The 19,563-nt window shown below is 63.9% G+C and carries 18 protein-coding genes and 3 pseudogenes; 11 read left to right on the plus strand and 10 right to left on the minus strand.

What is annotated here, in order from left to right; translation table 11 throughout:
- Nucleotides 1–14 precede the first annotated feature (14 nt).
- Both ACZ5KU_RS22470 and ACZ5KU_RS22475 read right to left on the minus strand, forming a co-directional pair.
- Nucleotides 15–1,713: pseudogene (locus ACZ5KU_RS22470) on the minus strand (DEAD/DEAH box helicase).
- Between the two features lie 343 nt (nucleotides 1,714–2,056).
- The gene (locus tag ACZ5KU_RS22475; protein WP_054060769.1) at nucleotides 2,057–2,812 is read right to left on the minus strand and encodes a spermidine synthase; all 756 of its coding nucleotides are present in this window, start codon (nucleotides 2,810–2,812) and stop codon (nucleotides 2,057–2,059) included.
- Nucleotides 2,813–2,967: 155 nt separating this feature from the next.
- Between ACZ5KU_RS22475 and ACZ5KU_RS22480 the strand changes: the two genes are divergently transcribed.
- A complete protein-coding gene (locus ACZ5KU_RS22480; protein WP_464736294.1) occupies nucleotides 2,968–4,314 on the plus strand; it encodes a class II 3-deoxy-7-phosphoheptulonate synthase in 1,347 nt (448 codons plus the stop codon).
- Nucleotides 4,315–4,384: 70 nt separating this feature from the next.
- On the opposite strand, the gene ACZ5KU_RS22485 is transcribed toward ACZ5KU_RS22480, so the two are convergent.
- The gene (locus ACZ5KU_RS22485) at nucleotides 4,385–5,596 is read right to left on the minus strand and encodes a winged helix-turn-helix domain-containing protein (RefSeq protein ID WP_054062905.1); all 1,212 of its coding nucleotides are present in this window, start codon (nucleotides 5,594–5,596) and stop codon (nucleotides 4,385–4,387) included.
- Nucleotides 5,597–5,666: 70 nt separating this feature from the next.
- A complete protein-coding gene (locus tag ACZ5KU_RS22490; RefSeq protein ID WP_081009841.1) occupies nucleotides 5,667–5,897 on the minus strand; it encodes a DUF1127 domain-containing protein in 231 nt (76 codons plus the stop codon).
- A gap of 95 nt (nucleotides 5,898–5,992) precedes the next feature.
- On the opposite strand from ACZ5KU_RS22490, the gene ACZ5KU_RS22495 reads away from it, so the two are divergent.
- Nucleotides 5,993–6,847 (plus strand): LysR family transcriptional regulator, encoded by an 855-nt coding sequence (locus tag ACZ5KU_RS22495; RefSeq protein WP_192842793.1) that lies wholly within the window; start codon nucleotides 5,993–5,995, stop codon nucleotides 6,845–6,847.
- Here the strand turns inward: ACZ5KU_RS22495 and ACZ5KU_RS22500 are convergent.
- Nucleotides 6,837–7,586, minus strand: coding sequence for a sulfite exporter TauE/SafE family protein (locus tag ACZ5KU_RS22500; RefSeq protein WP_464736295.1), 750 nt, complete (start codon nucleotides 7,584–7,586; stop codon nucleotides 6,837–6,839). The two genes, ACZ5KU_RS22495 and ACZ5KU_RS22500, sit on opposite strands and share 11 nt — an antisense overlap.
- A 103-nt stretch (nucleotides 7,587–7,689) precedes the next feature.
- Between ACZ5KU_RS22500 and ACZ5KU_RS22505 the strand changes: the two genes are divergently transcribed.
- The 4 genes from ACZ5KU_RS22505 to ACZ5KU_RS22520 all read left to right on the plus strand — a co-directional run bounded on the left by ACZ5KU_RS22505 (nucleotide 7,690) and on the right by ACZ5KU_RS22520 (nucleotide 10,900).
- Nucleotides 7,690–8,646: a LysR family transcriptional regulator gene (locus ACZ5KU_RS22505; protein ID WP_054062945.1), complete on the plus strand. Its 957-nt coding sequence runs from the start codon at nucleotides 7,690–7,692 to the stop codon at nucleotides 8,644–8,646.
- Nucleotides 8,647–8,718: 72 nt separating this feature from the next.
- The gene (locus ACZ5KU_RS22510; RefSeq protein WP_054059750.1) at nucleotides 8,719–9,171 is read left to right on the plus strand and encodes a MarR family winged helix-turn-helix transcriptional regulator; all 453 of its coding nucleotides are present in this window, start codon (nucleotides 8,719–8,721) and stop codon (nucleotides 9,169–9,171) included.
- Nucleotides 9,172–9,434: 263 nt separating this feature from the next.
- On the plus strand, nucleotides 9,435–9,854 hold the full coding sequence (locus tag ACZ5KU_RS22515; protein WP_054059751.1) for an organic hydroperoxide resistance protein: 420 nt from the start codon (nucleotides 9,435–9,437) through the stop codon (nucleotides 9,852–9,854).
- 26 nt (nucleotides 9,855–9,880) lie between these two features.
- Nucleotides 9,881–10,900 (plus strand): alpha/beta hydrolase, encoded by a 1,020-nt coding sequence (locus ACZ5KU_RS22520; RefSeq protein WP_273826226.1) that lies wholly within the window; start codon nucleotides 9,881–9,883, stop codon nucleotides 10,898–10,900.
- Between the two features lie 213 nt (nucleotides 10,901–11,113).
- On the opposite strand, the gene efp is transcribed toward ACZ5KU_RS22520, so the two are convergent.
- A complete protein-coding gene (gene efp / locus ACZ5KU_RS22525; RefSeq protein ID WP_017905681.1) occupies nucleotides 11,114–11,683 on the minus strand; it encodes an elongation factor P in 570 nt (189 codons plus the stop codon).
- Between the two features lie 48 nt (nucleotides 11,684–11,731).
- Nucleotides 11,732–12,865, minus strand: coding sequence for an elongation factor P maturation arginine rhamnosyltransferase EarP (earP, locus tag ACZ5KU_RS22530; RefSeq protein WP_464736296.1), 1,134 nt, complete (start codon nucleotides 12,863–12,865; stop codon nucleotides 11,732–11,734).
- 125 nt (nucleotides 12,866–12,990) lie between these two features.
- Here earP and ACZ5KU_RS22535 point away from each other — a divergent pair.
- A pseudogene (locus ACZ5KU_RS22535) lies at nucleotides 12,991–13,406 on the plus strand (hypothetical protein).
- Between the two features lie 14 nt (nucleotides 13,407–13,420).
- Nucleotides 13,421–13,903: a GreA/GreB family elongation factor gene (locus ACZ5KU_RS22540; RefSeq protein WP_054059756.1), complete on the plus strand. Its 483-nt coding sequence runs from the start codon at nucleotides 13,421–13,423 to the stop codon at nucleotides 13,901–13,903.
- A gap of 9 nt (nucleotides 13,904–13,912) precedes the next feature.
- Here the strand turns inward: ACZ5KU_RS22540 and ACZ5KU_RS22545 are convergent, their stop codons facing one another.
- A complete protein-coding gene (locus ACZ5KU_RS22545) occupies nucleotides 13,913–14,167 on the minus strand; it encodes a hypothetical protein (protein ID WP_010447072.1) in 255 nt (84 codons plus the stop codon).
- 166 nt (nucleotides 14,168–14,333) lie between these two features.
- Here ACZ5KU_RS22545 and ACZ5KU_RS22550 point away from each other — a divergent pair, with 166 nt between their 5' ends.
- Nucleotides 14,334–14,654, plus strand: coding sequence for an ElaB/YgaM/YqjD family protein (locus ACZ5KU_RS22550; RefSeq protein ID WP_054059755.1), 321 nt, complete (start codon nucleotides 14,334–14,336; stop codon nucleotides 14,652–14,654).
- 30 nt (nucleotides 14,655–14,684) lie between these two features.
- Here the strand turns inward: ACZ5KU_RS22550 and ACZ5KU_RS22555 are convergent, their stop codons facing one another.
- Entirely contained in the window at nucleotides 14,685–15,713 is a 1,029-nt protein-coding gene (locus ACZ5KU_RS22555) for an Ldh family oxidoreductase (RefSeq protein WP_464736297.1), read from the minus strand.
- A gap of 470 nt (nucleotides 15,714–16,183) precedes the next feature.
- Between ACZ5KU_RS22555 and ACZ5KU_RS22560 the strand changes: the two genes are divergently transcribed.
- Together ACZ5KU_RS22560 and ACZ5KU_RS22565 are read left to right on the plus strand one after the other, a co-directional pair.
- Nucleotides 16,184–17,698, plus strand: a complete 1,515-nt coding sequence (locus ACZ5KU_RS22560) for an NCS1 family nucleobase:cation symporter-1 (protein ID WP_054061239.1) — start codon at nucleotides 16,184–16,186, stop codon at nucleotides 17,696–17,698.
- 53 nt (nucleotides 17,699–17,751) lie between these two features.
- Entirely contained in the window at nucleotides 17,752–18,480 is a 729-nt protein-coding gene (locus ACZ5KU_RS22565) for an aspartate/glutamate racemase family protein (RefSeq protein WP_054061240.1), read from the plus strand.
- A 30-nt stretch (nucleotides 18,481–18,510) separates the two neighbouring features.
- On the opposite strand, the pseudogene ACZ5KU_RS22570 reads toward ACZ5KU_RS22565, so the two are convergent.
- Nucleotides 18,511–19,442, minus strand: a pseudogene (locus tag ACZ5KU_RS22570) (LysR family transcriptional regulator).
- Between the last annotated feature and the right edge of the window lie 121 nt (nucleotides 19,443–19,563).

Here is a 19,563-nt window from a genome sequence, read left to right on the forward strand (position 1 = left end):
CAACCCAAGGCCGATCAATCCTCGCGGTAGCGACGCAGTTTCAGCTGCTTGCCGGCAACCCGAGTGTCCTTCAGCTTGGTCAGCAGGCGGTCCAGGCCTTCTTCAGGCAGTTCCACCAGGCTGAAACTGTCACGCACCTGGATGCGACCGATGGCTTCACGTGCCAGGCCACCTTCATTGAGGATGGCACCCAGCAGGTTCTTCGCCGCGATACCGTCACGCGCGCCCAGCGCGGTACGGCAACGGGCACGGCCTTCGGCCAGTGGCATCGGCGCACGACGTTCGCGCTCGGGACGATCGCCGGAACGCTCCGGACGCTCGCCACGCGGGGTGCTGTTCGGCACCAGCGGACGCTCTTTCTCGATCGCCGCCAGGTTCAGCGCCTGACCATTGGTGGCCTTGCGCAGCAGGGCCGCGGCCAGGGCGCGCGGGCTGCAACCGATGTCGGCGGTCAGGCGGTCGAGCAGATCGCCGTGAGTCGCTTCGGCCTCGGTCACCAGCGGAGCCAGGCTGTTGGTCAGTTTCTTGATGCGCGAGTCGAGAATCGCCTGGGCGTCCGGCAGACGCACTTCAGCCACTTTCTGCCCGGTCACACGCTCGATCACCTGCAGCATGCGGCGCTCACGTGGCGTCACCAGCAGCAGCGCACGACCTTCGCGACCGGCACGGCCGGTACGGCCGATACGGTGCACGTAGGACTCCGGATCGTACGGCATGTCGACGTTGAACACGTGGGTGATGCGCGGTACGTCCAGGCCACGGGCGGCCACGTCGGTGGCGACGACGATGTCCAGGCGACCGTCCTTGAGCGAGTCGATCACGCGCTCACGCTGGTTCTGGGCAATGTCGCCGTTCAGGGCAGCAGCCTTGTAGCCCTTGGCTTCCAGGGCGCTGGCCAGGTCCAGGGTGGCCTGCTTGGTACGCACGAACATGATCAGCGCGTCGAAGTCCTCGACTTCCAGCAGGCTCAGCACGGCCGAGGTCTTCTGGTCGGCGTGAACCAGCAGGTGAGCCTGCTCGATCGCGGTGACGGTCTGGGTCTTGCTCTGGATCTTGACGTGTTTCGGGTCCTTGAGGTGACGCTCGGCGATCGCGCGGATCGACTGCGGCAGGGTGGCCGAGAACAGAACGGTCTGACGGCTTTCAGGCATGGCCTTGAAGATGACTTCCAGGTCATCCATGAAGCCGAGCTTGAGCATCTCGTCCGCTTCGTCGAGAACCAGGTGGTTCACGGTTGCCAGGACTTTTTCGTCGCGACGCAGGTGGTCGCACAGACGGCCTGGGGTGGCGACAACGATCTGTGCGCCATTACGGATTGCTTTCAACTGCGGGCCCATCGGCGCACCGCCATAGACGGCCACGACAGTCACGCCAGGCATCTGCTTGGCGTAGGTTTCGAAAGCGGTTGCAACTTGCAGCGCCAACTCACGGGTTGGGGCCAGGATCAGAGCTTGCGGCTCGCGCTTGGACGGATCGATGCGGTGCAGGATGGGCAGGGCGAAAGCGGCCGTCTTACCGGTACCGGTTTGTGCCTGACCAATCATGTCATGACCGGCAAGGATGATCGGGATCGACTGCTGCTGAATGGCCGAAGGCTCTTCGTAGCCGGTGGCGACTACTGCAGCGACAATACTGGGATGAAGTTCAAGAGCGGCGAAGCCGCCGATTTCCTGGGTCATGGGTCTGCCTCTAAGTGCATCCGCAAAGACCCATGCTCCAAAGCTGCACATGCCGTGTAAGACTCTGAGAGTCACCCTGGCAGCTTTGTCGGCGGGGATTTGCGAAAACGATTGAATGAAAGGATCGTCGAGGATCGTCCGCTGGGGCGAACAGCACCCGAAGTTGTCTTCGGGCAATTGCATTCCTAAACGCGGCCCGGCTAAAGGCCGGCGCGCACTATACCGGAACTGACAAAAAAAGGGAGTTTTTTTTATCGGAAAACACCAGTTGACGGCCCTCTGCACCGGGCTTTGCGGATAACCGACCAACGGGCTGCCGACTGTCCGCGTGCCTGGCGGCTTAAACGATTCACTCGTCGGTTCCATGGCGACAGGGTTCAACTCGCCGGACGGATGTCCTTGATCAACGGCCGCAACGAATAGCCGAGGCGCGGTGCCAGGCCGTCAGCACGGGCAATCAGCGCGTCCATGTCCAACGCCTGGTCCAGGTCCGCCGGGATGATCAGGATGACATTGCCCTCCTTCACCGGCAGTTCCCAGTAATGCCGGTGATAAAGGCCGCGCAACAGGGCCGCGCCGAGCGGTTTGCCATCATCGGTGGCCCACTGGTTGATCACCAGCCAGCCACCGGGGTTGAGCTTCTTCTGGCAGTTTTCCAGGAAGACCCAGGCCAGGTGCCCCGCCCCCGGGCCGACATCGGTATACAGGTCGACGAAGATCAGGTCCGCCGGCTCCGCCGTGTCCAGCAGTTCCAGGGCATCGCCGACCCGAATGTAGAGGCGCGGATCGTCATCCAGCCCCAGGTACTCGATGGCCAGTCGCGGCACGTCGGGGCGCAGCTCGATAGCCTCGACATCCTCCAGCGGCAGGAACTTCAGGCAGGCCTGGGTCAGCGTCCCGGCGCCCAGCCCGAGGAACAGCGCACTTTCCGGCTGCTCATGGCACAGGGCACCGATCAGCATCGCCCGGGTATAGTCATACTCCAGCCAGCTGGGATCGGCGGTAAACACGCAGCTCTGCTCGATCGCATCGCCAAATTCGAGAAAGCGGTAGTCCTCCACTTCCAGCACGCGAATCATGCCGAAGGCGTCGTGCACTTCAGCCAGCAGACGCTCGACGCGCTCCTCACTCATTTCAACTCCTTGGCGCAACCGGCCACTGCCGGCGCGATGAATCAGCCGCTCGGCCACGAGCGGCAAAGCGCGATTGTCAGCCATGCCACGGCAGCAGGTCACGTACTAATTTGCTGCTACCATGGGTGCCTTACCGTCAACGACTAGAGTGCATGATGAGCCAACCCTGGAGCCCTGACAGCTGGCGCCCCCTGCCGATCCAGCAACAACCGCAATACCCGGACGCCGCTCATCTGCTGCGCGTCGAACAGACCCTGGCCAGTTACCCACCGCTGGTGTTTGCCGGCGAAGCCCGCGAACTGCGTCGCCAGTTCGCCGAGGTCACCGAAGGCCGTGCCTTCCTGCTCCAGGGCGGCGACTGTGCGGAGAGCTTCGCGGAGTTCTCCGCGGCGAAGATTCGCGACACGTTCAAGGTGCTGTTGCAGATGGCGGTGGTCATGACCTTCGCCGCCGGCTGCCCGGTGGTCAAGGTCGGGCGCATGGCCGGCCAGTTCGCCAAGCCGCGCTCGGCCAATGACGAAACCCTCGATGGCGTGACCCTGCCGGCCTACCGTGGCGATATCGTCAATGGCATCGGCTTCGACGCCCAGAGCCGTGCGCCGGACCCCGAACGCCTGCTGCAGTCCTACCACCAGTCGACGGCCACCCTGAACCTGCTGCGGGCCTTCGCCCAGGGCGGCTTTGCCGACCTGCACCAGGTGCACAAGTGGAACCTGGACTTCATCGCCAACTCGGCCCTGGCCGAGAAGTACAGCCAGTTGGCCGACCGTATCGATGAAACCCTGGCCTTCATGCGCGCCTGCGGCCTGGACACTGCACCGCAACTGCGCGAAACCAGCTTCTTCACCGCCCACGAAGCACTGCTGCTGAACTACGAGGAGGCCTTCGTCCGCCGTGACAGCCTGACCAACGACTACTACGACTGCTCGGCGCACATGCTCTGGATCGGCGACCGCACCCGCCAGCTCGACGGTGCCCACGTCGAATTCCTGCGCGGGGTGAACAACCCGATCGGGGTCAAGGTCGGTCCGAGCATGAACACCGACGAACTGATCCGCCTGATCGACATCCTCAACCCGGACAACGACCCCGGGCGCCTGAACCTGATCGTGCGCATGGGTGCGAACAAGGTGGGCGAGCACCTGCCACCGTTGATTCGTGCGGTGGAAAGCGAAGGCAAGCGCGTGCTGTGGAGTTCCGACCCGATGCACGGCAACACCATCAAGGCCAGCAGCGGCTACAAGACCCGCGACTTCGCGCAGATCCTCAGCGAAGTGAAGCAGTTCTTCCAGGTACACCAGGCCGAAGGCAGCTATGCCGGCGGCATCCACATCGAGATGACCGGGCAGAATGTCACCGAGTGCATCGGTGGTGCACGACCGATTACCGAGGATGGATTGTCGGATCGGTACCACACCCACTGCGACCCGCGGATGAATGCCGACCAGTCGCTGGAACTGGCGTTCCTGATTGCCGAGACGCTCAAGCAGGTGCGGCGTTGAGCCAATGAGTTGTCTTGCAGTCAGGTAGATCGCATTCGCGGCGAATGCGATCTACCTGACTGCACATCTTTCAGAGCAGCCCACTCAACCGCCGTGCACTCTCGCGCGGACAATTGAGCTGGATATCCGCCAAGCCCAACCAGTCCGCCAACTGCCGCAGGTTGGCCGCCAGCGCCACCATACCCGCGTCGTCCAATCCGTGTTCCTCTTCATGCACCGCATGCACGGCCAACCGGCCCTGCGCCCGTTCGGCGCGCAGATCGACCCGCGCGGCAATCCGCTCGCCATGCAGGAACGGCAACACATAATAGCCATAGACCCGCTTGTGCTGCGGCGTGTAGATCTCCAGCCGATAGCGGAAATCGAACAATCGCTCGGTTCGGCTGCGCTCCCAGATCAATGAGTCGAACGGCGACAGCAAGGCGCTGGCCTCGACCTTGCGCGGCACCTTGACCGCTGCCGGACAGTACGCCGGCTGACGCCAGCCCTGTACCTGGCAGAGTTGCACTTCGCCCGCCTCCACCAGTTCCGCCAGACGCGCCCGGCTGTCGGCCGGGTCAAGCCGGTAGTAGTCGCGCAAATCCTTTTCGGTCGCCACCCCGAGGGCCAATGCCGCCTGACGCAGCAGCCCGCGCTGGGCCTCGGCCTCATCGACCGGTGCCTGCCCGAGCACCGCCCTGGGGATCACCCGCTCCGGCAGGTCGTAGAGCCGTTCGAAACCGCGGCGCCCGGCCACGGTGACCTCACCGGCGGCAAACAGCCATTCCAGCGCGTGTTTCTCGGCGCTCCAGTCCCACCAGGGCCCGGCCTTTTCCTCACGGTTCGACAGGCTGCCAGCCCCCAGCGCCCCACGCGCCTCGACCTGCGCCAGCACCCGGCGAATGGTGGCCTGCTGTTCGCGACCGAACTGCGCCATCTGTCTATAGATGCCCTCGCCCCGGGAAGCCCGCACCATGCGCCAGCGCATCAACGGATACAACGCCATCGGCAGCAACGAAGCCTCATGCCCCCAGTACTCGAACAACGTACGTCGTCGCCCCCGGCTCCAGGCGGCCTGGTCGAGCAGATCGGCGGGGTAGTTGCCCAGGCGGGAAAACAGCGGCAGGTAATGGGAACGCACCAGTGCATTGACCGAATCGATCTGCACCACACCCAGGCGCTCGATCAGGCGATTGACCTGCCGCGGCTGGATCGTCACCTGGCGCTGGCGGCTCTGGAATCCCTGGGCCGCCAGCGCCAGGCGACGGGCTTGCTTCAACGAAAACGACAGGTCTGCGGGCATGTACGCCTCCTTGTGAACCCGCAAACTACTCCAGTCGCCCCCTGTTTGGGTAGCACCGGCCCGCTCGCCATCAGCGGCCCTTGCCCAACGGATCGTTCCAGAAGTGCTGATGGGTTTCCCCATCGATATCGGCACGACTGAGCCCGATATCCTTGAGTGCATCGTCGCTCAATGACGCCAGCATCTGGCGCTCGCGGGACAACTCGTACCAGCGCGCCAACCGCTGCCACATACCCGACAGCGACAGCCCCGTACGCGCACTTGCGCCAACCAGCAGATAACCTTTCTGACCTTTCATCATCCTGCCCTCCAGTAGGGGATGACTGAAGTCTGTGCCTGGGGCTAAGATCAATCCAACGAATGTTTCTTATGCAACACATCTCGGAGATTGATGAGTTGTCCAGCTATCCCAGTATCGATACCGACGTCCTGCGCACCTTCGTCGCGATTGCCGAACACGGCGGTTTCACCAAGGCCGGGGAGATGGTCAATCGCACGCAATCGGCCGTGAGCATGCAGATGAAACGGCTGGAGGAAGATGTGCTGCAGCGTCAGCTGTTCGAACGCGACGGCCGGCAGATGCGCCTGACCGCCGAAGGCCAGGTCCTGCTCGGCTACGCCCGGCGGATCCTGAAACTGCAGAGCGAGGTGTTCAATACCCTGCGCGAACCGCACATGGTCGGGCTGGTGCGGATCGGCGTGCCCGATGACTATGTCATGCGTTTCCTGCCGGGCATCCTGTCGCGCTTCGCCCAGTCCTACCCGCTGGTGCAGATCGAAGTGAACTGCGAATCCTCCACGCAGTTGCTGCTGCGCCAGGACCTGGACCTGACCATCGTCACCCGCAAGCCCGGCGACGAAGTCGGCCAGTTGCTGCGCCAGGAACGCCTGGTCTGGGCCGAGGCGCAGAACGCGGCGATCCATGAGCAGAATCCGCTGCCGCTGGCGATGGACGGCATGACCTGCTTCTGCACGCAATGGGCCTGCAATGCCCTCGATGCCCGTGGCCGCGACTACCGTCTGGCCTACAACTGCCCGAGCCTGTCGACGATCATGGCGGTGGTGAATGTCGGGCTGGCGATGACCGCCCAGCTGGAAAGCCTGGTCCCCCAGGACTGGCGCATTCTCGGCGAGGCCGAGGGCCTGCCGCAGTTGCCCCTGCTCAACATCATGCTGGTGCGCCACCCGAACAAGCCCTCGCCGATCACCGAATGCCTGGCCGAGCACATCATCGAAGGCTTCAAGCCTTGAAGCCGAGCAGCAGCGCGCCAATCACCAGGTAGAGACAGAACAACGCGCGCAACACCCTCTCTGGCAGGGCATAGGCCATTTTCACGCCCCAGCTGATACTCAGCAGGCCGCCAACGGCCATCGGGATGCCCATGCGCCAGTCCACTTCGTTGTGCACGGCGTAGGTCATCAGGGTCACGCCGGTGCTGGGCAGCGCCAGGGCCAGCGACAGGCCCTGGGCCACCACCTGTGAAGTACCGAAGACGATGGTCAGGAACGGCGTCGCCACCACGGCGCCACCAACCCCGAATAGCCCGCCCATGGCCCCGGAACCGGCGCCCAGCACGGCCAGCCACGGCCAGGGATGGCGCATCTGCGCCGATACCGCGGAGGGCGCCATGAACGACCGCACCAGGTAGAACACCGCCAACGCCAGCAGGAAGCCGACAAAACACAGACGCATGCTGCGCGGTTCCAGGCCTACCGCCCACAGCGCACCGAACCAGGCGAAGCAGAAACTCGTCACCACCAGGGGCAGGGCGTGTTTCAACTGGATACGGTTGCGCTGGTGATAGCGGTACAAGGCCAGCACCACGTTCGGCACCACCATGACCAGGGCCGTGCCCTGTGCCATCTGCTGATCCAGGCCGAACAGGATACCCAGCACCGGAATCGCGATCAGGCCGCCGCCGATCCCGAAAAGGCCGCCCACGGCCCCCATCGTCACCCCCAGCAGCAGATACTCGATCAACTCAATCACAACCACCTCCCCGCTCGATGGACTGCATGCTACGCAGTCGGCTCTGGCACGGAAACGCACAACAACGCACAATGGCTTTGCCAATTACGCACAGGCAAAGTTCATGAACCCTACCAGCCTCACCGATCAACTCGGCCTGTTTCTCGATGTCCTGGAAGCCGGCAGCTTCTCCGCCGCGTCGCGGCGCCACCCGCTGACGCCCTCGGCGGTGGCCCGGCGGATCGACAGCCTGGAAGCCTCGGTCGGCTCGCGCCTGTTCATCCGCAGCACCCATGCGGTAAGGGCCACCCCCGCCGGGCTGGCGTTTGCCGAACGGGCCCGGCGGATCGTCGCCGAACTGCGCCTGGCCCGGGCCGAAGCGGTATCGCTGAGCAACGCCCCGGAAGGCCTGATCCGCATCGACGCTCCCGCCGCCTTCGGCCGCCGTCACCTGGCCCCGGCCATCGCCGATTTCCTGGTCGAATACCCGGGGCTCGATGTGCAACTGCACCTGATCGACAGTTTCGTCGACATGCAGGGCTCCAACCTGGGCAAGGTCGACCTGGTGCTACGGGCCGGCCAGATGGCCGACACCCGCCTGGTCGCCACTCCCCTGGCCAGCATCGTGCGTATCGCCTGCGCCAGCCCGGCCTATCTCAAGGCACGCGGTACGCCCCTGCGCCCCGACGACCTGGGCCGGCACGACGGCCTCGACTGGGATGCCCTCGCGCCGCCGATGGCCTGGCGCTTCGAGCAGGACGGCCAGATGCAACTGCACCGCCCGTCGCGGATCCGCATGACCTCCAACAACGCCGAGGCCCTGCTGTCCGGCGCCCTGAGCGGCCTGGGCGTGGCCCACCTGCCGACCTGGCTCAGCAGCGAGTACCTGTTGCGTGGAGAACTGCTGCCACTGTTTTGCGACAACGGCCTGCCAAAGCCGGAAACCTCCGGCATCTATGCGTTGCGCCTGGATCAGCCGGCCAACTCCCGCAGCCGCCTGCTGCTGGAGTTCCTCAAGAGCCGCTTCAGCCCGATCCCGCCCTGGGACCTGGCCCTGCAAAGCGGACTGGGACGGCACTGACGGGGAAAATTCCCTGGCGCATTAAAGATTCGCCCGCTAGATTCAACAGACGTGACACACAAGGCTTCAGTGATGAACAGCACTACCGACAACTGTGACGACCTGCTCCTGGACAATCAGGTGTGCTTTGCCCTGCACTCCACCTCATTGTTGATGACCAAGGTCTACAAACCCTTGCTCCAGGCGTTGAACCTGACTTATCCACAATACCTGGCGATGATCGTACTCTGGGAACAGGACCGCCTGACCGTAGGTGAAATCAGCAACAGGCTGCTGACCGATCCCGGCTCGCTGACCCCGCTGCTCAAGCGGCTCGAGGCCGAAGGGCTGTTGAGCCGGACCCGCAGCAAGGAGGATGAACGCGTGGTCATCATCGAACTGACCGACGCCGGCCGCGCCCTGCGCGACAAGGCCCGGGGCATTCCGCAATGCATCCTGGCCGCCGGCGGCGGCTCCATGGAGCGCCTGCGCGCCCTGCAGGCCGAACTGCTCGCCCTGCGCGGCCATCTGCAGGACAGCCTCTAGGCCCACTTCCCCCCACGGTGGCGAGCCCGCCCGTCACCGCTGCCTCCCCCCCAAACACAGCACTGGCATACAAGCCGACGCGTTCGGCTGCCGCGACAATTTCACTCGTAGCGCCGCTGCTCCCGGACGGCCCCAAAGCCTGCGAGCAATTTTTTTGAAAATTTATCTTGCACGCTAAATATTTGCGCAGTACATTTAAACCGTACTTAGTTAGCGCGCAAACATTTAGCGCAAATCAATCATCTGAAATGACGAGGTCTACCATGAAAGCTCTCTATACCGCAGTTGCAACCGCCACCGGTGGCCGTGATGGCCGTGCGATTTCCAGCGACAACATCCTCGACGTGAAACTCGCCACGCCGAAGGAACTCGGCGGTGCCGGTGGTGCAGCCACCAACCCCGAGCAACTGTTCGCCGCCGGCTACTCGGCCTGCTTCATCGGCGCCCTGAAGTTCGTCGCCAGCCAGAGCAAGCGGCAGATCCCGGCTGACGCCTCGATCACCGCCCATGTCGGCATCGGCCAGATCCCTGGCGGTTTCGGCCTGGACATCGACCTGCACATCAGCCTGCCAGGCCTGGAACAGGCTGACGCACAGAGCCTGGTCGATGCAGCCCACCAGGTCTGCCCGTACTCCAACGCCACCCGTGGCAACGTCGACGTCCGCCTGCACGTCACCGTCTGACCGAACCGCCCACCAAGGAGTCGTACATGAACACTTTCAGCAAGGTCCTGACCGGTACTCTGCTCGCACTGTCCGTCCAGGGGGCGTTCGCCGCCGAAAACGCCGGTATCGAGCACAACACCCAGGCGTTTCTCGATGCACTGAATGCCGGTACCGGCAAGCCGATGGAACAGATGACGCCAACCGAGGCCCGCGCCGTGCTGTCCGGCGCGCAGTCGGGGGTGAAACTGACCCTGCCGCGCACCGACATCAGCCAGAAGACCATCCAGGTCGACGGCCAGCCGCTGCAACTGACCATTGTCCGGCCGGCCGGAGTCAAGGGCACCTTGCCCGTGTTCATGTACTTCCACGGTGGCGGCTGGGTGCTGGGGGACTTCCCCACCCATGAACGGTTGGTGCGCGACCTGGTGGTGGGTTCCGGAGCGGCCGCGGTATTCGTCAACTACACGCCGTCCCCCGAGGCCCACTACCCCACGGCGATCAACCAGGCCTATGCCGCGACGAAATGGGTCGCCGAGCATGGCAAGGAAATCGGTGTCGACGGCAAGCGCCTGGCGGTGGCCGGCAACAGCGTCGGCGGCAACATGGCGGCCGTGGTCAGCCTGATGGCCAAGGACAAGGGCACACCGGCGATCAGGTTCCAGCTGCTGCTGTGGCCGGTGACCGATGCCAGTTTCGAGACGGCGTCCTACAACCAGTATGCCGAGGGTCACTTCCTCAGCAAGAACATGATGAAGTGGTTCTGGGACAACTACACCACCGATGCCGCGCAGCGCAACGAGATCTACGCTTCGCCGCTGCGGGCCACCACGGCACAACTCAAGGGCCTGCCGCCGGCGCTGATCCAGACCGCCGGGGCCGACGTGCTGCGCGACGAGGGCGAGGCCTACGGGCGCAAGCTGGATGAAGCCGGCGTGCCGGTGACCAGCGTACGCTACAACGGCATGATCCACGACTTCGGCCTGCTCAACGTGGTCAGCCAGGTACCGGAAGTCCGCTCGGCCCTGCTGCAGGCCTCCGGGGAACTCAAGCAACACCTGAAGTAAGCGCTGTCACCGTGGGCCTTCGGCGATGTCGAGGGCCCGTTCGCAGGCAAGCCTTGCTCCTACAGGATCTGCGTCGAAGTCGAACTTCAATGACACCACGGATCCTGCAGGAGCAAGGCTTGCCTGCAAAGCTTTTTGCCCCCAAAGCAAGCCCCGGCGAACAGGCATAAAAAAACCCGGAAAGCTCCGGGTTTTTCATGTGACATCGAGCAATTACTTCTTGCTGCGACCCTTGAAGGAGTTGTCACGGGTGTCGATATCGATCCACTCGTCGATCTCGATGAAGTCGGCCACCTGGATCTCGGTGCCGTTGGCCAGCTTGGCAGGCTTCATGACCTTGCCCGAGGTGTCGCCACGAGCAGCGTTCTCGGTGTAGACAACCTGACGGCTGATGGTGGTCGGCAGTTCAACCGATACGACTTTCTCTTCGTACATGGTCAGCGCGCAGACGTCCTGCATGCCTTCCTCGATGTACGGCAGAACGGCGTCGATGTCTTCGGCGTTCAGCTCGTACATGGTGTAGTCGGTGGTGTCCATGAAGGTGTAGGAGTCACCGCTGATGAAGGACAGGGTCACTTCCTTGCGATCGAGGATGACGTCGTCCAGCTTGTCGTCTGCAAAGTAAACGGTTTCGGTCTTGTAACCGGTCAGCAGGTTCTTCAGCTTGGTCTTCATGATCGCGCTGTTGCGACCCGACTTGGTGAATTCAGTCTTCTGAACCAGCCAAGGGTCGTTGTCGATACGCAGCACGGTACCGGGTTTCAGTTCTTTACCAGTTTTCATTGCGAATATCCGAATTTGGATGGGATGTACAAAAATCTAGGCCGCATATCATATCGAACTTTGGCGAAACTGTACCAGCGCTGTCGACAGATCGGTCCGAGAAGCCTGTTCCTGACACCAGCGCTCGGCGTGCTCGGCCAGTTCGCCCTCGTATTGCAACAGCCCCGACCAGGCCGTCGCCATGTCGCCCGCGGTGTTCCAGGCCCGCCACCAGCCATTGAACGCATCGCGCGCCGAGTCCGACAAACCACGGGTATAAAGAGCGAGAAAGGCCTCCAGCTTCTCCAGGTGCACGTCCTCTTCCTGCCGATAGATATGCCAGAGCAACGGCCGGCCGGCCCACTGCGCCCGGACGAACGAGTCTTCGCCGCGAATGGCGTTGAAATCGCAGCTCCACAGCAGTCGATCGTAGTCCTGCTGGGGGACGAACGGCACGACCTGCACCGTCAGCGCACCCCGTACCTGGCTGTCACCGACTTTCAGGCCAGAGACACCCAGCCAGCCCCGAACATCCGCCAGCACCCGGCCCTCCGGCACCAGCAACCGGGTCGGCCGGGTGTCAGCCGCCAGCGCCTCGAGCCAGCCGGCCACCGCCGGATTCTCGTAGGCGAACAGCGAAATCAGCCGCTCGCCACCACTCACCTCCACCCCGAGGCCCCGCAGGAAGTCGCGCCGCGCCGCGGGATCGGCCTGAAAGGCCCGCCGCTGTTCCAGCAAGCCGGCCTCGCGCAGCAGGCCGCCGGTGCCCAGCAAAAATCCCGGGAAAAAGAAATAACGCTGCACCTGCCTGAACTTCAGCGACGGCAGGCCATGGCAGCCGATTACCCAGTCCTCGGCACTCAGGTAGTCCAGGTTCAGCCAAACGGGGGCCACCGACCGCCGGGCCATCGCCTCCATGTACGCCTCGGGCAACTGGCAGGCGAAGGCCCCGATCACCACATCCGCCGCCTCCACCGGCGGCCATTCGGGCGACCAGTGGCGCACCTCGACCCCCTGCTGCAACTGCTGCGGGCAGTCGATATCGATCTGCGGGCACAGCCGCTCGAAGGCGCGCAGATCGTCGACCCACAGGCGCACCGCCAACCCGTGCTCCGCCACCAGTTGCCGGGCCAGGCGCCAGGTCACGCCGATATCGCCATAGTTGTCGACGACGGTGCAGAAAATATCCCAGTTGGCCGGCATGCAAGGGCTCCGTTTGGCAAAGGCGTCGATTGTCCGCGCAAATCCATCTGCGCAGAAGAGTCCACGTCGATTAATCTTCATGGGACAATTGCAGCCTGCACCGACCCAACCGCCAGGAGGCCGCCATGCCTTATCGCCCACAACCGCCGCGCCGCTTGTATGTCACACTCAATCCACTGCAACTGACCGGCAGCATCGCCCTGGGCATCTGGCTCGGCTTCGTGGCCCTGGCCCTCACCGCCTGGCTGCTGGCACGGGTGTTCATGCCCCAGCCGCTGGCACCCCTGGCCGATGCGGCCCGGCAACTGGGCCAGCCCACGGCCCCGACCGCGCCCGCTGCGCCACAGGCACCGGGCGACTCGACGCAGATGTTCGAACAATACAAGGAAAACCTGCGCAAGAACGAAGAGCAGCAGCGCCTGGACCAGGCCCGCAACAGCTATCGCAACCTGTCCAACCCCAAGTGCCAGTTCTGGCTGCAGCAGGACCAGACCGCCCCAGCGACAAGAGCCGGGCCAACGTCCTGCAGTTCTGCAATTGAACGGGTTGGGCTGCGTGGACAAGCAGGCGATTCATCAGCGCATCGTCGACACCCTGGCGGTCGACCTCGATGTCCTGCAGCGGGCGGCGCAAACCGCCTACGAAGCCGCCACCCATGAAGAGAATGTCGCCGAGAACAAGTACGACACCCTCGGCCTGGAAGCGTCCTACCTGGCGACCGGCCAGGCCCGGCGCACCGAAGAGATCCGTCAGGCCCTCAAGCGCTGCCGGGAACTGCCCCTGCGCCCCTATGATGAGCAGGTCGGCATCCAGCTCGGCGCCCTACTGACCCTCGAAGCCGAAAACGGCAGCGAACAATTGCTGTTCCTGGCCCCGGACGCCGCCGGTTTGAAAGTGGAATGGGAGGGGCACCTGATCACGCTGATCAGCCCGCGCTCGCCCCTGGGCCAGGCACTGCTGGGCAAGCTCGACGGTGACGAGGTGCAGATCGCCGTCGCCGGGGTCCGGCAAAACTACTGGGTGACCCGCGTCAGTTGAAGCCGCGCCCTACTTGGCCGCCGCCATCAGGCGGTTGACCTCGCTGCGCACCATGCTGGTGTATTCCGGCGGCGACAGGGTATCGAGCTCGGCGCGCACCCACTCCGCCCACTTGCCCTTGCGCTTGGCGCGCTCGCCGAACAGCCGCGCGGCCTCGCCCTTGGCCTTGCCCAGATTGCTTTGCCAGAGTTCGAACAGGCGTGACTTCTCATCCTCGATGGCGGCCCGCTCGGCCAGGGACTTGTTAGCCAGATTGAAGCTCATTGGAAAATCCTGCGGTGCAAATAGAGCTGTATCTTACACTGTCGCTGGCAACATCCGACCGGGGATTTTCGCTCGCCCCACGGGTGACAGGAAAAATTTGCAACTTTCCCCGCTCCGTTCGACTCCCATTGTTCAGAGCCTCATTCACTTGCAAAGGAATATCGCCATGGCCCGTAAATCCGCCGTACAAGCCGCCGAAGACCAGATCAAGGACCAGGCCTTCAGCGAGTTGCAGGCGCTGATCCAGGAATCGGAAAAGCTGCTCAAGGACAGCGCGACACTGGTCGGCGAAGAAGGTGAAAGCCTGCGCGCCCAGGTCAGCCAGAAACTCAAGCAGGCCCTGGACTCGGTCACCCATGTGCGTGAAACCACCCGTCCGGTGGTCGAGGCGACCGAGACCTACATCGGCGGCCACCCCTGGCAGACCGTGGCGATCTCCGCCGGGTTCGGCCTGGTGGTCGGTCTGCTGCTGGGCCGCCGTTCCTGACCGGCCCGCCCCACTCACTGTCGAGCTGGCCTAGTACCCGGCCAGCTCGCGCAACTGCCGCAACGCCTCCACCGACAGTTCTATGCCATGCGCCAGCGAGGTGGCCCGTTGCTGGTGCCGCCGGTCACCGGGCAGGCGCTGCAGACCCACGCCATGCATCTGGCTGACCAGCGTCTGGCTGCGCTCGGCGAAATCCCTTCCGGCCGAGCGGGCGGGATCGATGACGATGATCAGTTGCCCGGTCCAGGGCGTCTTGGCGCCCGGGTGCCGGGACCAGTCGAACTCGAAGGAAAAATTCCCGCCGGTCAGGGCCGCCGCCAGCAGCTCGACCATCATCGACAACGCCGAGCCCTTGTGCCCACCGAACGGCAGTAGCGCCCCGCCGTCCAGGATCGCCTTGGGATCGCAGGTCGGTCGTCCCTCACGATCCACGCCAACGCCGGCCGGCACCTGCTCGCCCTTGCGCGCGGCGATCTGCACGTCGCCATGGGCCATGGCGCTGGTGGCCAGGTCGAACACAATCGGGTCGGCGCCGGCCCGGGGGGCGGCAAAGGCGATCGGGTTGGTGCCGAACAATGGCCGTTCGGCGCCATGGGGCACCACGCAGGTCATCGAATTGACCACGCTCAGCGCCACCAGGCCTTCATAGGCGAACGGCTCGACATCCGGCCAGAGCGCCGCGAAGTGGTGGGAATTACGAATGGCCAGCACCGCGATCCCGGCGCTGCGGACCTTCTCCAGCAACAGTTCGCGGGCCGCGGCCAGGGCCGGCTGGGCAAATCCGTTGGCGGCATCGACACGCACGAAGCCCGGCGCCACGTCCTCGACCACCGGCACCGCGTGGCCATCGACCCAGCCACTGGCCAGCGTCGAAACGTAACCCGGCATGCGAAACACGCCGTGACTGTGGGCACCATCGCGCTCGGCGCTGGCGCAGTTCCCGGCCAGCACCCGCGCCACCTCCGGCGAGGTGCCGTGGCGCTCGAAAACCTGCTGCAAAAGCACAACCAGATCAGCGTAGGAAATGTGTTGAGTAGCCGTATCGCGTGGTGCAGACATCCGAGACTCCGATTCCGATTGGTTTTATTGGAAGAACGAGAGAAAGCGGTACCAGGGCAGGCGTCGGCACTATCGAACGACCAGCGGGAGGCTGTCAAATGGCGAGAAAATAACTGTACACACTCCTGTAACCATAAGTGTCACATCACTGTGCACAGTAAATCCCTGCGCACCATAAAGTGACAGACCCTCATTCGATCACGGCGATAACGCATCACTCCGAATAGCTGCACAAAGCAAAATAGCTGTTCGATCGGTCAACTTATAGTTCTTTAATTTCATGCAGTTAGTAAACAAAAAGAAGAAAAAGAAATTAGCGGGAAATTTTATAGATCGGAAACTGGCACAAAACTGGCTTAGCTCGACAGCGAACTTGTATACAAATTAACCTAAACCTACATACAAAAAGCTCGCCGAGCGCCGCCCCGCCACCCTGCGGGACCTCAGCCCGGAGCCAGGAGCCAGCCGGAATGCCTACCAGTCTCTCGTCACACGCCGCACTGGATCTTCCCGTCTCATCGCTCGACCCCAACACCACCGCCCTCAGTCCGCGCCTGCACAACCCGGATCTGGCGCCGACCCGGGTCGAAGGCCGGCGCTGGGGCGGCTACAGCATCTTCGCCCTGTGGACCAACGATGTGCACAACATCGCCAACTACTCCTTCGCCATCGGCCTCTATGCGATGGGCCTGGGCGGCTGGCAGATCCTGCTGTCGCTGGGTATCGGCGCGGCACTGGTGTATTTCTTCATGAACCTCTCCGGCTTCATGGGCCAGAAGACCGGCGTGCCCTTCCCGGTGATCAGCCGGATCAGCTTCGGCATCCATGGCGCGCAATTGCCGGCGCTGATTCGCGCGGTGATTGCGATTGCCTGGTTCGGTATCCAGACCTACCTGGCCTCCGTCGTCTTCCGGGTGCTGCTGAGCGCCATCCACCCGGGCTTTGCCGACTATGACCACAATTCGATTCTCGGCCTGTCCACGCTTGGCTGGGCCTGCTTCGTGATCATCTGGTTCGTGCAGTTGGTGATCCTGGCCTACGGCATGGAAACGGTCCGCCGCTACGAAGGTTTTGCCGGGCCGGTGATCCTGTTCACCATGGCCGCCCTGGCCCTGTGGATGTACAGCCAGGCCGGCGCGACCATCGCCTGGTCGATCCGCGAGCCGCTGAGCGGCACCGAGATGTGGCGCAACATCTTTGCCGGCGCGGCCCTGTGGCTGTCGATCTACGGCACGCTGATCCTCAACTTCTGCGATTTCGCCCGCTCCTCGCCAAGCCGCCGAACCATCCTGGTCGGCAACTTCTGGGGCCTGCCGGTGAACATCCTGATGTTCGCCGCCATTACCGTGCTGCTCTGCGGCGCCCAATTCCAGATCAACGGCAAAGTGATCCAGAGCCCCACCGACATCATTGCCTCGATCCCCAACACCTTCTTCCTGGTGCTCGGCTGCCTGGCGTTCCTGATCGTCACCGTGGCGGTGAACATCATGGCCAACTTCGTCGCCCCGGCGTTCGTCCTCAGCAACCTGGCACCGCGCCTGCTGACCTTCCGCCGCGCCGGGCTGATCAGCGCCGCGATCGCCGTGCTGATCCTGCCGTGGAACCTCTACAACAGCCCGCTGGTGATCGTTTACTTCCTGTCCGGGCTGGGCGCCCTGCTGGGCCCGCTGTACGGGGTGATCATGGTCGACTACTGGTTGCTGCGCAAAGGCCGTGTCGACGTACCGGCGCTGTACAGCGAAGACCCGGCCGGCCCCTACCACTACAGCCATGGCATCAACCTGCGGGCGCTGGCGGCATTCATTCCGGCCGCGCTGATCGCCATCGTGCTGGCCCTGGTCCCGGGGTTCGACAGTGTCTCGCCGTTCTCCTGGATGTTCGGTGCCGGTATCGCCGGGCTGCTCTACCTGCTCATTGCCAGGCGCGACGTCCATTACACCGAGGTCAGCGGCGCCGCGATCGCCGTCGACAACCCCAGCCACTGAACATACCGGCCCGCCTCAGGCGGGCCTCTCCCCTGCCGAACAAGGATTGCCCCATGCGGATTCTGATCGTCAACGTCAACACCACCGCCTCGATCACCGAGGCCATTGCCCGCCAGGCCCAGGCCGTCGCCGCGCCGGGAACCGAAATCGTCGGTCTGACGCCCTACTTCGGCGCCGACTCGGTGGAGGGCAATTTCGAAAGCTATCTGGCCGCCATCGCCGTCATGGACCGGGTGCTGGCCTACGACCAGCCCTATGACGCGGTGATCCAGGCCGGCTACGGCGAGCACGGCCGCGAAGGCCTGCAGGAGCTGCTCGACGTGCCGGTAGTGGATATCACCGAAGCCGGCGCCAGCACGGCGATGTTTCTCGGCCATGCCTACTCGGTGGTCACCACCCTCGATCGTACCGTGCCGTTGATCGAGGACCGCTTAAAGCTGGCCGGGCTCTATCAGCGTTGTGCCTCGGTGCGGGCCAGTGGCCTGGCGGTGCTGGAACTCGAGGAAGACCCGCAACGGGCGGTGGATGCCATCGTCCGGCAGGCCGAGCGGGCCGTGCAGGATGACAAGGCCGAAGTGATCTGCCTGGGTTGCGGCGGCATGGCCGGCCTCGATGAACAGATCCGCCAGCGCACCGGCGTCCCGGTGGTGGACGGCGTGACCGCCGCGGTAACCCTTGCCGAATCGCTGGTGCGCCTGGGACTGTCGACCTCCAAGGTGCGCACCTACGCCAAGCCGCGGCCGAAGCAGATCATCGGCTGGCCCGGGCATCTGCGTCGTTGACAGCTTAGCCTCCGAGGGGGATGGGTATCGTCAGGACGATGGGCGCGCATCGAACTGCAGCGCCAACCGCTGCTCGGCAAAACACTCGATGATGAAGTCGACGAAGGCCCGGGTCTTGCCCGGCAGCAACCGGTGCTCGGCGTAATAGATCGAGATATGGCCATCGTCCACGTACCAGTCGGGCAATACCCGGTGCAGGGTTCCGGCCCGTAGCCAGGGCACGGCGAACGGCATGCTCACCAGGGCCACGCCGAGGCCCTGGGCCGCCACCGCGCAGGCCGCCTCCGAATCGCTCATGGTCATGCACGCCGGCAGGCTCAGCGGCTGCTGCTCGCCATCACGGCCGGTCAGTTGCCAGGAACGCACGCGACCGGTCTGCGGTGAACGGATCAGGATCCCCGTGCAACGGCGCAGATCGTCCGGCACCCGCACCGGTGCCTGCCCCGCCAGGTAATCCGCAGAAGCCACCAGCACCCGATGAGCCACCGTCAGCTTGCGTGCCACTACCCCAGGGGCAGTTCGAACCCCCCGCCAATCGCCGCATCGAAACCCTGGCCGATCAGGTCGACCTGGCGGTTATCGAAATGCCAGTCCGGGCGGATCTCCGGGAAGCGCTGCAGGAACTCGCCGAGCAGCGGCACGATGTACAAACGCCCGAACACCGTGCCCATGCTGACCTTGAGGGTTCCCGCCGGACGGCCCTTGGCGCTGGCCAGGTTGGCCACGGCGTTCTGGATGCTGTGCAGGCTGGTGCCGACCTCGGCGAGGAACAACTGCCCGGCTTCGGTCAGGGTCAACCGGCGGGTGCTGCGCTGGAACAGCCGCACGCCGAGACGGGCCTCGAGCTTGGCGACACTCTTGCCCACCGCGGCCGGCGTCAGACCCAGGCGCCGCGCCGCCTCGGCAAAGCTGCCGACTTCGGCGCTACGGACAAAACATTCGATACTGCCGAGGCTTTCCATGATCACCATTATAAACTTATGGTTTACACAGACTGTAGCAATTACCGTCTACCGGGTCATCAATCCACGGTCAATACTTGCCTCCAACGACAAGGCCATCCCCACCTTCCCCTACCGGCCT

The organism is Pseudomonas sp. Tof1 (assembly GCF_055390395.1).